The organism is Candidatus Zixiibacteriota bacterium (assembly GCA_019038695.1).
Classification (GTDB): domain Bacteria; phylum Zixibacteria; class MSB-5A5; order GN15; family FEB-12; genus B120-G9.
Window position 1 is genome coordinate 306,127 of the sequence record JAHOYZ010000007.1, and the last position, 15,504, is coordinate 321,630.

The window sequence follows — 15,504 nt, forward strand, 5'->3', positions numbered from 1 at the left end:
TGGATAACCTAGGATAGACATGCTTTCTGCGCGTGAGAACCATTTTGTACTGTTTTTGTGCGTGTCTTCAATTATCCGGGTACTGCGCTACATTATGAACAGGGAGAATTGTTATACAGCTTAGTTGATATCTCTCGGGAGAACGCATTGGAAACCAAATTGACAAGTATCATCTGTATACTCTCGCTTGCTTGTTTTTCTGTCAGCGAGACAGAAAAACAAACGACAACTGAGGCAGTTATTGATCAAGATTCCGCCGCCCCAAACATGGGCGGCTTTTTCGTGGTTGGTGGGGATACTATTTGATGATGTGCTCATCCCTGGAGGTTCGGAATAGGAAAGTCGGAGACTTGAAGTATTGGATCAAAGATCGGCTGACCGCATTAGGTAGCCATAAAATTATACACCACTATACATTATGGAGAGTAATGTGAAAAAACTTCTAACAAATCAACAAGGGCGCGTTAGGGTGATCTACCCGATTGCACTGGTGCTTTTGATCCTGCTCGCGGGTGGGGCGCTGACGGCTCTTGACGAGGCGATCGGTTCCAAAGGAACCGAAGCGGCTACGGTCAATAAAGACGCACCGCTGAGTCAGTATTTAACACCCGTTAAGAGACCTCTGCCCGTATTCGGACAGACTGCTCAACGGACTGAGAAACAACCAGACGGTATGTCTTGTTCTCTTTCCGGGGCGGTAGGACCGGGTAATACGGTTTACTGTGATGAGCCGTTCATGTTCATCATCAACATGTTTAACTCCACCGGCGATGTCGTGGCAGGTATGTCCAATGGCTTCGAAGTCTATTCCAAAGCAGGAGCAAGCTGGACGCCAATCACATATGACAGTGCCGGTGGTCTGGATAATTATTTTAATTTGGGCGTCTTTACTGGCGGCTTCGGTATTGACGGTTCCGGGGCTGATACCTGCTATATTGGCGGGGTTGCAATGACGGGGGGCGTGCCCAATGGCTATGATGACGTCGTGCTGACGGTTTCCACCCAGGTGAGTTGCGCGCACGATGGTGATACGCTTTGTATTGATTCGGCTTTCTTTCCACCTTCAGGAACCTGGCTCTGGAATCTTGTATCAATAGGATCCCACTACCCTCAATGGGATGGTCCACACTGCTTTGAGATTGATGAACGTCCCCAGGGACCAACGGAGATCACTCTGGATCATGTCGAGGGATTAAACCCTATGGGTCGCATTGTGGCCGGTCAGGATATCAAATTCGTTTTTGCGGGGAGCAACAACAGCGGCTTTCCAATAAATGGCAGTTCCAATGGATTTAGGATATATTCCCCTGACGGCGCAAGTTGGGCACCAGCCTACGGTGACACGTCCGGAATGGACGCCGACTGGTTCCCCACATTCTATGATCTCGGTTTCTGGATCGATCACCATAGCTGCACCGGTTCCGGAGAGGATACGGTTGGATTTGCGGGAGCCAAGATGATGTCCGGGACCGGTATACCAAATGGCTGGGATGGTACTATCTGGTGGATTGGCACAGAAGTATTTTCTGCTGATTCCGGCAAGCATCTGTGTGTGGATTCGGCCTTTTATCCCCCTAGTGGGACCTGGCTCTGGGCACACTCTGGTGGCAGTATACTACCTGACTGGGATGGTCCGCACTGTTTTGAGATCATTCCCGGAGCACCTCCGCCCGTTCTGGGTAAGGTAAGACACGCATACAGCTTCACCCCGAAGAAGGATGATCCAGTGGGTTCTATGTGGCATGAGCTATGGCCCACGTATTGCCGCGACTGGCAGATCACAGACTGGCGGGATAACGGATCCGGTGTTTTAGATTACTGTGACTATGTTGAATTCACTGAGCAAGCAACCGGCAATGTGTCCTGGGAACACATCGAAGAAGTAACACAAACACTCGAGCTGGAGCGGTTGTCACCGCCCCAGTATCCCATATATATGGATCTGATTGATCCTGAAGAGCTTGGTGGAGAGCCCGAATGTTACTGGCAGGGATGGGCTGCTGTGGACCCAGCCTATTATTGGAGGGCGCCTCATCCGGACTACGGTATAGAGATGTATACCCAGCGTTTCACTACAACGCAACCGGAGGAACTCGTTTCGGCAGAAGTGTATATCTTTGATGACGGCTCCGGTCTCTGTGGCAATGACGATATCTACTTGACGGTTTATATCGATGATGGGAGCGGTTTCCCTGGTACACAGGTTGATCAGGCAGTGATACCGGGGGGAACATATCCATTCTACCCGGCTCCTACCACTGTCAATTTCTCGACCGACCTGATCATTAATGGTGAGTTCCATATTGCTTTTTCTAGTAGTGGTACGGACGGAGACTACGAGTGCATCCTCTCAGACGATGAAACTACCGGCCACCTCCGCTCATCATGTCCGTATGATGGTACTTGGTATACCATATCTGATCTTTTTGGAGTTGATGTCGATTTACTCATATCGGTATATCTGTGTGATCCTGAATCTGGATACAATCCGGTCGGAACGTACTGGCATGAGGTGTATCCCGAGTACTGTGTGGTCCACCGGCTTGAGTGGTGGGAGGACAACGGTAACGGCTATTTGGATTCCTGTGACTACATCGGGATGTCTTCGGAAGAAGGCTCGGTTTCGTACCATATCACGGATAACAAACCAGACATCATATCCCAACCGGTACCGCCATGGATTCCGGATGATCCTCCTGGACCGGGTGAACCTCCTCCTCTTCCTCCGTTCCAGTGGGAGTTTGATGAAGTTATTGGAAACTTTGTACCTGGCGGCCAGGATCCAACAGGTACGGAGTGGATGGAGCTGTATCCTAACCACGGCGAAGCCTGGGATCTTGAGAGATGGATGGATAACGGTGACGGCATTCTGGGACATGATGATACTGTCCTGTTCGTGGATCCTCACGCGAAGAACTGCTTCATCTGGAAGTGGATCTGGGAGGTTACACCTACGCTCAAGCTGGCCAATGGTGTCGATACGTTCTATTTTGACTACCAGTGTGGCAACTTCATGGTGGCACCTCTGTATTCCCCGCTATATACCTACTGGTACCAGGTTTGGCCGAATATCGGCTACAGGTGGCGCGTTGTTGATTGGATAGACAACGGTAATGGGTATGTTGATTACTGCGATTGGCTCGTATTCGAAGTACTCAACGGACCAAATGCCGGGGATCTCATTGAACTTCATGTGGAATCGTACAAAACGGATTTTATTACCCAAATAATTCCAGGCCCACCATTGGATACGTGTGATTGGTACAAACCTCAGTATGTCGATTTCGCTCCACAGGGTATTCCTGATTTCGATCAGAAACAGTTAGATTGGCAGTGTCCTGACGATTCCACTGTCTGGACCTGGTGTGGCCCAGCAGCAGTGGCGAACTGTCTGTGGTGGTTTGATTCCAAGTTCGAATCGTCACCAGTTGATCCACGTCCATTCTTTCCCATCACGGGCCTGAACGACAACTATCCACTCGTGGAGTCATACGCTGTTATCTGGGACGATCATGACATTATGAATGTCCAGCCTTTCATAGAAGACCTGCAATCTTATATGCAGACCTGCGATTATATCTACCACGGTACCCATATTGATTCCCTGGTATCAGGCACCAGACAGTACATTGCCTCCAAGGGATTGTCATGGGCCTACAGGGATACACTGGTCGAAGGTCCCACGTACGAGTACATTGTGGAACAGCTAGTGGAATGTCAGGATGTTATTCTGCTGTTCGGTTTCTATGAGAAGATTGGCACCGATTATACACGTCTCGGAGGTCACTACACTACGACAGCAGGCTACTGTACTCATAGTCGACAGCTCTGTATCTCCGATCCGTGGTTTGATGCGCTGGAAGGTGAGCCGCCCGCTGGCTCGGTTCATGCCTCTACGATTCATAACAATGCCGACAATATCAGCGGTCCGCATTCGCAGATCCAGCATGATCCATACCATATCACACCGATCGCGATTCCTGGGTATCCGCGCCCGGTTGAGGAAGTGTACTACTATCCCGTCGGCTCAGCGGATATCGCCAACTTCCTGGACTGCAACCTACCGGCTGACGGCGCATATACTGGCTTGGGTGAACTCATAACAACCATTGAGTACGCGTATGTCATTTGCCCTGACACTCTGAAGCCGTTCAACTGGGAGTATCACTATCAGGGTATTGACGATCCTCTGTTTGATACTTGTGTTGGTGGTGACTTGACTGTCTGGGGTACCGTGGACTGTGACACCAGTGGACACGATCCGTTGTTTGAGGGTTATGCCGCTAAGTGTCACACGTACCGGGGATCGGTGCCAACCTGGGCGAATGATGTTCTGATGCGCTTCGCCTGGCATTGCTGGTGCGACAACGTTGACTGGATCAAGATCGCCGCGCCTGCCTGGGTAGGTGACCGATGGGTCCTGCAACATCTACGGAATTGGGCCAGCTGCGCCGAGATTCCGATATCCATCGAAATCCCGGTGATTGGCGATCCGTATGGAATTGTTACTAACATCTACTATGTTGTCGATCTCGTAGTATGGTTGGCCCACCCTAATCCATTACGGGAATTACAGGAAGAATATTTAATCGTCGATGGTCTGTGTCCTGATCTGCCGGGTTACCTGATTGGGACAACACCAATCGTGTTCGATTCTGCGGCAAGCAAGAGTGAGAGCCCATTCCAGACAACACCGTTCACTGGCACTCTCTATCTTGACGGTGATCTGACTATGACTGAAAATACTTCCTGCTGTATTGGAATCCGCGGCAATGTTGACAACGATGAACTCGATGAAATCAATATTGCTGATCTGACCTACCTTGTGGCCTATCTGTTCACTGGTGGTCCTACGCCACTATGCTTGGAAGAAGCTGACATAGACGGCAATGGCGAGATCAATATAGGTGATCTGACCTATCTGGTTTCGTACTTGTTCACTGGTGGTCCGCCACCGATGCCGTGTTCTTAGGAGCTGCGGACAGATAGAATAGAGTAGATTGGAACAGCCACTCCCCACATTGGGGAGTGGCTGTTTTTTGTCAAATCTTTTTGTAGAGCCTCAGGCTCGGTCGCGAAACAACCTACACGAATGGCAGCTTGTCAACCGCGTCTGAGTGGTGTAATCATATCGAACTGAGTTACAGCAAGCTGTTGGCCATCATTCAGCCAGAGAACAGGCGATACCTGTCGAAACCGAAGACAGTTTCAAACCACTCAATAATCTATAAGCCATTCAATAATCTATAAGAATGCGACTGCCTGCCAAAGAACAGGCGATGCCTGTCAACCCGCTACAAGAATGCAAAGAAAGCGGCGCGCGTAAACTCCACCAACTGCTGCGGGAAAAGACCCAGTCCCAGCGTGGCGGCTGAAGTAATAATCAGTACGATGATGATAGCAGGAGAATACGAAACCGGTATAAAGGTATCCTCGGGTTTCTCAAAATACGCCGCCTTCACTACCCGCAGATAATAATAGACGGAGATGAACGAATTCATGACACCAATCACAGCCAGCCAAATGAAGCCCGCTTTGACCGCTGCCGAGAATAGGAAGAACTTACCGAAAAAACCTACCGTAGGTGGGAAACCAGCCAGCCCCAGCATAAACAACGCCAGCATCGCCGCTAGATACGGATGGGCAGCCGCCAGTCCGGGTAGTTCGGAGAACTTCGACCGGCATCCTGAACGCGTTTCCAACAGAGTCACAACAGCGAAACCACCAAGATTACAGGAAGCATAGGCTACCAGATAGAAGACCGCCGCTGAAACCGCATCGGGACCTCCAACTGCGAGCACTATCATTATGTACCCGGCATGAGCAATCGACGAGTAGGCCAACATGCGTTTGATGTTTTCCTGACGCAAGGCCAGGACGTTGCCGACCGTCATAGTGACCACCGCCAGAATCCAGAACAGGTCGGACATTAGAGCCAACTCTTCAAGTCCGAACAGGAAGATACGGAGCATAACCGCGAATCCGGCCGCTTTGGGAGCTACCGAGAAGAAGGCCGTCACCGGTGTCGGAGCACCTTCGTATACATCCGGCACCCAACTATGGAAAGGAACCGCCGCCACCTTGAAACCGAACCCGACCAGAATCATAGCCGCTCCGGCATAGACATAGGTGCTGTGACGACTCATAATGAAACTGAAGTCAGCGACCAGACGCCGTAGCTCGGTGGTTCCCGAAGCGCCGTAGATGAAAGCGATACCCATCAATAAGAAGGCGCTGGCAAAAGCTCCCATCAGGAAATATTTAATAGACGCTTCGTTGGATCGTAGCGACCGCCGAGCGAACCCGGCCAGAACGTATAAAGGTACCGACATGATCTCAAGACCGATGAACATCACTACCAAATCAGTAGTGTTGGCCATAACCATCATCCCCATAGTGGAGATCAACACCAACGCACTAAACTCCGGTCGATCTATCCCTTTAACAACCAGGAAACGTTGTCCCAGCAGGATGACCAGAATCGAAGTTGCCGAGAAAATGATCTTGAATGCGATACCGAAGTTATCACACGAGATCATACCGAAGAAGCCTGAAGCCTGGTGTCCCCATTGTTGTCCACTCAGTACCAAAGCCGTAGCCAAACCGGCCAGGGCTATTAATGATGAGAAACCACTAATCCCCCTGATACTGCTAGTCAGGAGAATCACAAACGCTGCTACCAGCAACGCAATCTCGGGGGCAATAAGCCCAAAGTCTATTCCTGCGGACGTGTAATCTATCATTCTTTCTCAATCTTGCAGGCAGCGACCGCCACCTGAACTCTAAAAGCCTCAGCCTCCGCCGAAGCCAATCTTGACCTCGCCTTTGTCAACAATCACCGGCACCATTGCTTCGCCTCCGGTCAACTCCAGAATCTTCTGTTTTGCCGTTGGCGTCCGGTTAATGTTGATCTCCTCGAAACCTATCCCCTGTTCGGTATAGCTTTTCTTAGCGGCCGCACAGTACGGACAGCCATCCTTCGTGTAAATTGTTACATCACTCACTTTGTACTTCCCTCCGCATCCACCTTAACCGGGTGTGTATCGCTCAGCACAACTTCAGCATCATCATGCGACCGCGCCTCTTCCGCTGGGAAGGTTTCCCCAAGATCGACCGTGACAGCCCGACTCACATGCGTCAGCACCTGACGTGCCGCAGGTTCAATACGGTCAAGGAGCGGCTTGGGATAAACGCCTATCCAGAATATCATCAACACGATCGGAACAAGGATCAGCTTCTCGCGCAAATTGACATCTTTCAGTTCCCGGTTCTCCGGTTTGGTTATCTCACCGAAAATGACCCGCTGATACATCCACAGCATGTAACACGCAGATAAGATCACACCACTGGAGGCGATGACACCATAGACGACGTTGGCCTTGAAGACACCTAATAAGATCAGGAACTCGCCAACAAAACCGTTAGTCAACGGCAGTCCAATAGAAGAGAGTGTGGCAATCATAAAGAACGTCGCAAAGACCGGCATAACCTTGGCAAGCCCACCGAAATCTTCAATCAAGCGCGTATGTCTCCGTTCGTATATCATTCCCACAATAAGGAACAATGCGCCGGTGGAAATACCATGATTGAGCATTTGCAATACGGCTCCCTGTATTCCCTGCAGGTTGAGCGCAAATATGCCCAGCATTATGAAACCCATGTGGGAAACCGACGAGAATGCGACCAATGACTTGACATCTCTCTGCACCATAGCCACCAGAGCACCATAGATTATGGCAATGAGAGCCAGAACGCATATATAGGGTAGGAATGCTACTGTCGCCTCAGGGAATATGGGCAGGCAGAATCGTAGAAATCCGTAGGTGCCCATCTTCAGAAGCACACCAGCCAGAATAACTGAGCCGGCGGTAGGGGCCTGGACATGAGCATCCGGCAACCATGTATGGAACGGGAACATTGGTACTTTGATAGCGAAAGCCAGAGCAAACGCCGCAAACAGGTAGAGTTGCGGGGTGAAGGCCAGAGGCATGTCCATCATTTTGAGAATATCAAAGGAATACTCGCCGGAGTAGCTCTGGTAGGCAAATACGAGATACAGTATCGCAACCAGCATCAATAGCGAGCCAAACATTGTGAACAGAACAAACTTAATCGCCGCATACAAACGCCGTGGACCACCCCAAAGACCGATGATGAAATACATCGGAACCAGCATCACTTCCCAGAAGACATAGAACATGAACAGATCGAGTACACAGAAAACGCCGATCATGCCCATCTCGAGCAGCAACATACAGATGTAGTAGCCCTTGACGGCTTTAGTGATTGAGGACCACGAAGATAGAATCGCCAGAACCGTTAGAACCGAAGTCAGGACGATAAGCAGCAGCGAAATACCGTCGATGCCCATGTGATAGTGAATACCAAGCGATGTGATCCACGGGATATCAACTTCGAACTGCATCCCGTTCGAAATCGGATCAAACATGGCATACAACCAGAACGACAGCAGCATCGTGATAAAGGCCACGATCAGGCATACTGACTTGATAGAATCATGTTGATTCTTCGGAACCGCCAGCAGGAGAATTACACCCAACAGCGGGAAAAATGTCACCAGGGTCAGAATCTGATCTTCCATCCTCTAATCCATCACAAAATAGGCTAGGAGCAAAACCACTCCGACAACGAAGGTGGTTGCGTAACTCCGCAACCGGCCAGTCTGAGTACGTCTCAACAGTTCCGAGAAACCTTCATAAACGAGAGCAGAACCATTAAGTAGACCATCAATTACAATTACATCCACTACTTTCCAGAGAAACTCCGATAGACCCACCAGCGGTCGAACGACCACCGCTCCATACAACTCGTCTATATAATACTTGTTCAGCAGAACTTGATGCACGCCAGACAGTTTCTCCTGCCAGGCAGTCGCAAGTTCAGGCTTCGTTTTATAGAACAGACGGGCCAGGAAAATCGCAATCAACACCAGGGCGACCGAAGCCGCCATCAGCCCCCACTCCATGCCGACATCTCCTCCACCGGAGGCCAGAGCATGGGAAACCGGCTCATGACTCACTCCACCAATGACCGGTTCGAGCCAGTGTTCGAAGTAGTTGGTAACGCCGAAAATATGGGGAATACCAACCCAACCGCCAACAACCGAAAGCACGGCCAATATCATCAACGGAACCGTCATCGACTTCGGCGATTCGTGAAGATGTTTGCGCTTCTCTTCGTCTATGCGTTCCTGACCATGGAAAGTCAAATAGATCAGTCGGAACATATAGAACGCCGTCAATCCGGCCGTAGCAAAACCAACGACCCAGAAAATTGGGTGACCGTACTGTGATGAGAATGATTTCCAAAGAATCTCATCTTTGGAGAAGAAACCCGACAGACCGGGGATACCGGTAATTGCAAAAGTTGCCACCAACATTGTCAGGTAAGTAATCTTGATATGTTTTTTCAGACCGCCCATGTACCGCATATCCTGTTCATCGGACATGGCGTGAATGACCGAGCCAGCACCAAGGAACAGAAGCGCTTTGAAGAAAGCGTGAGTCATCAGATGGAAAATACCGGCCCCGAAGGATGCCACCCCGCAGGCCAGGAACATATAACCGAGCTGACTCACGGTTGAATAAGCCAGAACACGTTTGATGTCATTCTGGGCCAGGCCGATAGTCGCGGCAAAGAAAGCCGTAGCCGCACCGATAATTGCCACTACCATCAGAGCATCGGGGGCCATCATGAACAATACATTAGTGCGCACAACCATGTAAACACCGGCTGTGACCATTGTGGCCGCATGGATCAAGGCCGAGACCGGCGTGGGACCTTCCATCGCATCCGGCAGCCAAACAAATAACGGTATCTGGGCCGACTTGCCGATAGCACCGACAAACAGCAGCAAGCATACGGCGGTAATAAGTGATCCCCCTGCGATAAAGACGACCGGTGCCTGTTCCATTACGGTGCGGAAATCAAGCGACCCCACCTGCCAGAAGAGGATAAACATTCCAATCAGGAAACCAAAGTCACCGATACGGTTAACAATGAAAGCTTTTTTACCGGCATCGGAGGCAGATTTCTTGTGGAACCAGAAACCAATCAACAGGTACGAGCACAACCCCACCCCTTCCCATCCAACAAACATAAGCAGGAAGTTGTCGGCCATTACCAATGTCAGCATGGAGAACATGAACAGATTCATGTAGGTGAAGAAGCGCCCGAAACCAGGGTCGTGGGACATATAGCCAATCGAGTATATGTGAATCAGAAGCCCGACACCGGTAACTACGAGAATCATCACCGCCGAAAGCGGATCAATCAACAGACCGAAATTGACATCCAAAGCCCCAGATGGAATCCATGTAAACAGGCTTTGCTCAAGAATGCGTGCGTCAGGAGGCAACGCCTTCAACCCAAGGAAGACCAGAACCGATACCACAAACGAGGCCGCTACCGAAAGGCATGCTACGGCATTAACCACCGGCCGTGGCAAACGTCCCAGCAGGAGTCCGTTAATCAGGAATCCCAGCAGCGGGAACAGCGGTATGAGATATAAGCTATCGGACATCTAAGACGCACCTACCATTTCAGAATGCTGAAGCGGTCGATATTTACAGTTTCTCGGTTTCGGTATATTGCCAATATAATCGCCAAACCAACGGCCGCTTCGGCAGCAGCTACGGTCAGCACTAAAAATACAAAAGCGTGGCCATCCATAATTCCCAGTGATCTTGAGAACGCTATCAGAACCAAGTTGGCAGCGTTGAGCATCAACTCGACGCACATGAAGATAATAATCATGTTGCGCGAGATAAGCACGCCAACGGTTCCGATTCCAAAAAGAACCATGGCCACAATCACAAAAGCCGACTCAGGTATCATCATAGTCTCTATTCCGTTCCTTCCCCGACCGTTGTCGGCTGATCGTCACGGCGTTCACGTCGGGCCATCACAACCGCCCCTACGATGGCCGCCAACAGCAGAACCGAGGCCAACTCAAACGGATACAGGTAACGGGTAAACAATAGCATAGCCACTTCTTCGACCGAACCGAATCCGGCCACGGCTGTTTCGCCGACAACCCTGTCGACAACAAACCCACTGCGCACAACAAAAACCAATTCAATAACAAACAGAATTGAAACCAGGAATTTAGTGGCCTGACTCACCGGGGAAGATTTCTTACCCAGATCTTCATTGCCGCGAAGATTAAGCAACATAATGATAAATAGAAATAGCACCAAAATAGCACCGGCATAGACAATGATCAATACGGCTCCAAGAAACATCGCCCCCAGCTGAATATACAGTACCGCCTGAGCAATCAGTGAGACAATCATGTATAGTACCGACGCAACCGGGTTTCGCTGGGCAATCATCATGGTGGCGCCAAAAACGGCCACCGCTGCCGAGATCACAAATATGGCTATATCTAAATTCATAAATACTACTCTGTCACCCCATACACTCGCCTTGCCCTACGAATGATTATTTTCAGAGGATTATCTTTGCGCGGATGAGGCACCAACATATCCTCCTTCACCCACAGGAAGGAATTGCGATTGTCATCACTGAACTCGTACTCCTGTCCCAGGAAAATGGCTTCTTCAGGGCAGGCTTCCTCACAGAAACCACAGAAGATGCACCGTAACAAATTGATTTCATATACCCGGGCACGACGCTCGCCATGCTCTCCTTCTTCCGGTTCCATATAGATGGCATCCGCCGGACAGGCAGCGGCGCAAAGACCGCAAGAGACGCAACGCTCGGAACCATCATCGTAACGTTCCAGGAAATGCCGTCCGCGATACCGGGGAAACATCTGTTTTTTCTGGCGGGGGTAGTCAAGCGTCACAGGTTTCTTGAACAAATGCTTCAGTGTGGTCATCAACCCCACTGGCATCGCCAGGAATACGTGGCCAATAGCTTTAATGATTTCCTTCACTACTTATCTACCTCACAACCAATCCGTCAGCACTATCAATCCCGCCGTTCCCATCGTATTAAGCAACGCCAGAGGGAACAGCACCTTCCACCCGAAAGCCATCAACTGATCATAGCGGAACCTCGGGAAGGTGGCTCGCAGCCAAATATAGAAAAACATGAACAGGAACACCTTGATGCAAAACCACAACACCGGGGGCAGGAACGGCCCCTGCCAGCCACCAAAGAAAAGCGTGGTGGCAACACAAGCAACAGCAATCATGTTTGCATATTCGGCTATGAAAAATGTCGAAAATCTCATTGAAGAATACTCGGTGTGGTAGCCGGCCACAAGTTCCGACTCCGCTTCCGGTAGATCAAACGGGGCGCGGTTGGTCTCAGCTACGGCACAAATGATAAACAGAAGGAACCCGAGCGGCTGTCTAAATACAAACCAGTCAGTAATGCTTGCCTGCTGTTCAACCAGCTCACGCATCGAAAGGGTGTTAGCTATCAGGATGACACCGACTATGGACAGGCCATAGGCCACCTCGTACGAGATCATCTGCGCTGAGCATCTGATAGCACCCATGAGTGAGTATTTCGATCCTGATGACCACCCGGCCAGCACCAGACCATAGACGCCGAGTGATGTAACAGCAAATACCCATAGCACGCCTATATTGAGATCAGAGACGATACCGGTTATCGGACGCCCGAACAATTCGAAATCACTGGAGAACGGCACCACAGCAAAAACCAACATGGCCGGAACAAAAGCCAGCAAAGGTGCCATAGCGTAGGTGATACGTTCGACCTTGTCAGGAACGAGGTCTTCCTTGAATATCAGCTTAAGGCCATCAGCCACTGGCTGGAGTATGCCATGCGGACCGGCATACAGAGGTCCGATGCGGTGCTGAAGGCGGCCAAGAACCTTACGTTCCAGGTAGGTTGAGTAGGCGCATCCAGTCAACACCGCCACAACGACGACAATGACCTTGAGAGATGCTATGATCAAGAATTCCAACATAAGTACTACTCGTCTACCTTAGTTATCTTAACCCGGTCAATTCGTTTCTTACGCATTAGCAACGACGTCACCCAGGTCTGGGAGAAATTTCGCGGCATAAGAACGATATCATTTTCGATAAACTCCGACACCCTGACTGGTACGACTATTTTGCCAACTGGCGATTCAACTCGCACCGGCTGTCCTTCGGTCACTCCCAATCGAGCAGCCAGGTCGGCGGACATCTCAACATACGCCTCGCCGGTGAAATTGCTCAGTGAAGGGGATTTCTGGGTCAAGTGGCCGGTGTGATGCGGATCGTCGCAGACCACCAACGGGATCGGATACTCTTCCTCAGTGTCCTCAGCCACGGCTGACACTTCAATGAAATCGTCCGGTGTCACATCATCATGTTCGTGCGACAACAACTCGTCCATCTCGGAGATCAGTTGCTGGTCTGATTCGAACAAGGTCGCATCCAGTTTTTGGGCAATCAGTTTGACAATTTCGTAGGCCGGCTTGGATTGACCTATCGGCTTGATAGCCTGAGCACCCACTTGAAGACAGCCCTCCAGATTGACATACGTACCTTCATACTCGGCCCAACTGGACAACGGCAGAACAACATCAGCCAACTCAGTGGTCTCAGTCTCGAACAGATCACAGGCAACCATGAAATCGAGCCGGTTTAGAGCCTCCAGGACAAACTGCCGGTCTGGATAAAGCATGACGGGATTGGCGCCCAGTACTAAACCACCACTGATCTCCTCTTTGGACATCAGTGCCAGAATAGCGTCAGTTGAACGCGCCTCCGCATCCGGGAACTCACCCCATAGCGATTTGAGCTTTTCAGTTTGCCATGCAGACGGATACGGCAACAAACCAAGCAACTCCGCTCCTCGTGAGTTAGCATAGCGTGCCAGCACTGCCATCTGCCCCTTGGCATCAAAACCAAACAATCGATTGAGATTATACATGGCCGCCGCAATCGCTTCCCGTCTGCGGGAGCTGGTAGTCAGTTCTCCAAGGATAATACTGACTTTCCTGGCCTCAACCAAAGCACGAGCAAGAATCCTCACAGTCTCGACCGAGGCGCCGCATTGGCCAACGGCTTCCGCCAGACTGCCAAGTTTCGCTTTGTCTGCGAAACCACTCGCCATTTCGCGGTCAACCAAATCTAACTCGATGGCGGCCAGGCCAATTGCCGTCAGCAGAACCTCTTCGGTACCAATATTATAGACAATTTCTGCTTCGGCGATATCAGCCGATTTTACCGCATAGGGATTAAGAGAAAAAACACGCGCATTGTGGAAATTGACCGCCTTGCGAATCCGCAAATATTCATTGTGGTGTTCTCTTATCATATCAGAACCTACAACCACAATCACATCACTGTCGTCAATGTCGGCAATCGTAAACGAACGACTGCAAAGCATTCCGAAATGGGTGTCGTGTTTGTCGGGCAACATGCGGTAGTCGGTACGGAAATCAATATTGTTGTTCTTGAGTACGGTCCGGAACAGCTTGGAGAAACTGAACAAGGAGGAGTTGTCAAGATTGGGTGAGGCCAGCCCGCCGATACAGACTTTGCCTTCCTTCTCAGTTATCTCCTTGAATCGACGACCGATGACTTCGAGAGCTTCATCCCAGGTAGCCTCGACTTGCTTCCCTTCCTTCTTGATCAACGGGACCTGCAGTCGTTCTTCGGAATTGGCCATCTGGTAGCCATATTTTGTAATGTCGGCCAACCAGCCGTCATCGATATCGTCATTGCAACGAGCCATTACGCGGCCAATTATATTCTTGTTCTTATTGGAATAGATCAGCGTGTTAGCACCCGAACTGGAAAAAGGACAAATTGAGGGCGTCGTTTTGGCCTTCCAGACACGCATCTTGTAGCGCCAGTCAACACTGGTGAGCGCGCCGACCGGACAATTGCCTGAAAGATTTCCTGAAAATGGATTGTCGACTTGTCGTCCAGGAGCGGCATCGATTTCGGCCATGTTGCCCCGCTCAAAGACGCCCAGATCATATTCGCCAAAGGCCTCCTTGTTAGCCCGAACACATCGATAACAGAGAATGCAGCGGTTGCGATTGAGAATAATCTCCGGCCCGATACGCTTGTCGTCGAAGATGCTGGCTTCCGCCCCGCTGGTGAATCGGTTTTTCTGGAAATCAAAGTCGCTATCGTCTATTCCGTGTGTAAAAGTCAAATCCTGAAGGTCGCACTCCCCCCCTTTGTCACAGGTAGGACAGTCTAGGGGATGGTTGGCCAGGATGAATGACAACACCGCTTTTCGTCCTTGTTTGACCAGGTCGGAGTCGGTATGGACGATCATCCCATCCATCGCTTCAGTAGCGCAGGATACAGCCAGCTTGGGCCATTTTTCGACCTCGACGTAACACATCCGGCAGGATCCAACCGACTTAAGCTTGGGGTGCCAGCAAAAAGTGGGGATATGAATCCCGTTGCTGCGAGCTGCCTCAAGGAGAGTTGTACCCTTGGCAACCGTGACTTCCTCGCCATTCAGCGTGAAAGTAACGGCGGGCGTCTGAGCCTTCGCCTGGGTTTTATCTTTTGTGTCTTCGGTCATCTA

At 50.5% G+C, this 15,504-nt stretch carries 10 protein-coding genes; 1 reads left to right on the plus strand and 9 read right to left on the minus strand.

The window, feature by feature from the left end:
• Positions 1–430 precede the first annotated feature (430 nt).
• Positions 431–4,972: a dockerin type I repeat-containing protein gene (locus tag KOO62_03215; GenBank protein MBU8932996.1), complete on the plus strand. Its 4,542-nt coding sequence runs from the start codon at positions 431–433 to the stop codon at positions 4,970–4,972.
• 322 nt (positions 4,973–5,294) lie between these two features.
• Here the strand turns inward: KOO62_03215 and KOO62_03220 are convergent, their stop codons facing one another.
• The 9 genes from KOO62_03220 to nuoG are packed head-to-tail and all read right to left on the minus strand — an operon-like array spanning position 5,295 to position 15,501.
• Positions 5,295–6,743 carry an NADH-quinone oxidoreductase subunit N gene (locus tag KOO62_03220; GenBank protein ID MBU8932997.1) on the minus strand — a complete coding sequence of 483 codons (1,449 nt, stop codon included), beginning with the start codon at positions 6,741–6,743 and terminating at the stop codon, positions 5,295–5,297.
• Between the two features lie 48 nt (positions 6,744–6,791).
• On the minus strand, positions 6,792–7,004 hold the full coding sequence (locus KOO62_03225) for a glutaredoxin family protein (protein MBU8932998.1): 213 nt from the start codon (positions 7,002–7,004) through the stop codon (positions 6,792–6,794).
• Entirely contained in the window at positions 7,001–8,602 is a 1,602-nt protein-coding gene (locus tag KOO62_03230; protein ID MBU8932999.1) for an NADH-quinone oxidoreductase subunit M, read from the minus strand. Before KOO62_03230 ends, KOO62_03225 begins: the two co-directional genes overlap by 4 nt.
• 3 nt (positions 8,603–8,605) lie before the next feature.
• The gene (nuoL, locus tag KOO62_03235; protein MBU8933000.1) at positions 8,606–10,543 is read right to left on the minus strand and encodes an NADH-quinone oxidoreductase subunit L; all 1,938 of its coding nucleotides are present in this window, start codon (positions 10,541–10,543) and stop codon (positions 8,606–8,608) included.
• 11 nt (positions 10,544–10,554) lie between these two features.
• Positions 10,555–10,857 (minus strand): NADH-quinone oxidoreductase subunit NuoK, encoded by a 303-nt coding sequence (nuoK, locus tag KOO62_03240; GenBank protein ID MBU8933001.1) that lies wholly within the window; start codon positions 10,855–10,857, stop codon positions 10,555–10,557.
• Positions 10,858–10,865: 8 nt separating this feature from the next.
• Positions 10,866–11,417, minus strand: a complete 552-nt coding sequence (locus tag KOO62_03245; GenBank protein ID MBU8933002.1) for an NADH-quinone oxidoreductase subunit J — start codon at positions 11,415–11,417, stop codon at positions 10,866–10,868.
• 5 nt (positions 11,418–11,422) lie between these two features.
• Positions 11,423–11,878 carry an NADH-quinone oxidoreductase subunit NuoI gene (gene nuoI / locus KOO62_03250; GenBank protein ID MBU8933003.1) on the minus strand — a complete coding sequence of 152 codons (456 nt, stop codon included), beginning with the start codon at positions 11,876–11,878 and terminating at the stop codon, positions 11,423–11,425.
• Between the two features lie 54 nt (positions 11,879–11,932).
• Complete coding sequence (nuoH, locus tag KOO62_03255; GenBank protein MBU8933004.1) at positions 11,933–12,928, minus strand: NADH-quinone oxidoreductase subunit NuoH; 996 nt, start codon at positions 12,926–12,928, stop codon at positions 11,933–11,935.
• Positions 12,929–12,933: 5 nt separating this feature from the next.
• Positions 12,934–15,501, minus strand: a complete 2,568-nt coding sequence (gene nuoG, locus KOO62_03260) for an NADH-quinone oxidoreductase subunit NuoG (protein ID MBU8933005.1) — start codon at positions 15,499–15,501, stop codon at positions 12,934–12,936.
• Positions 15,502–15,504 lie beyond the last annotated feature (3 nt).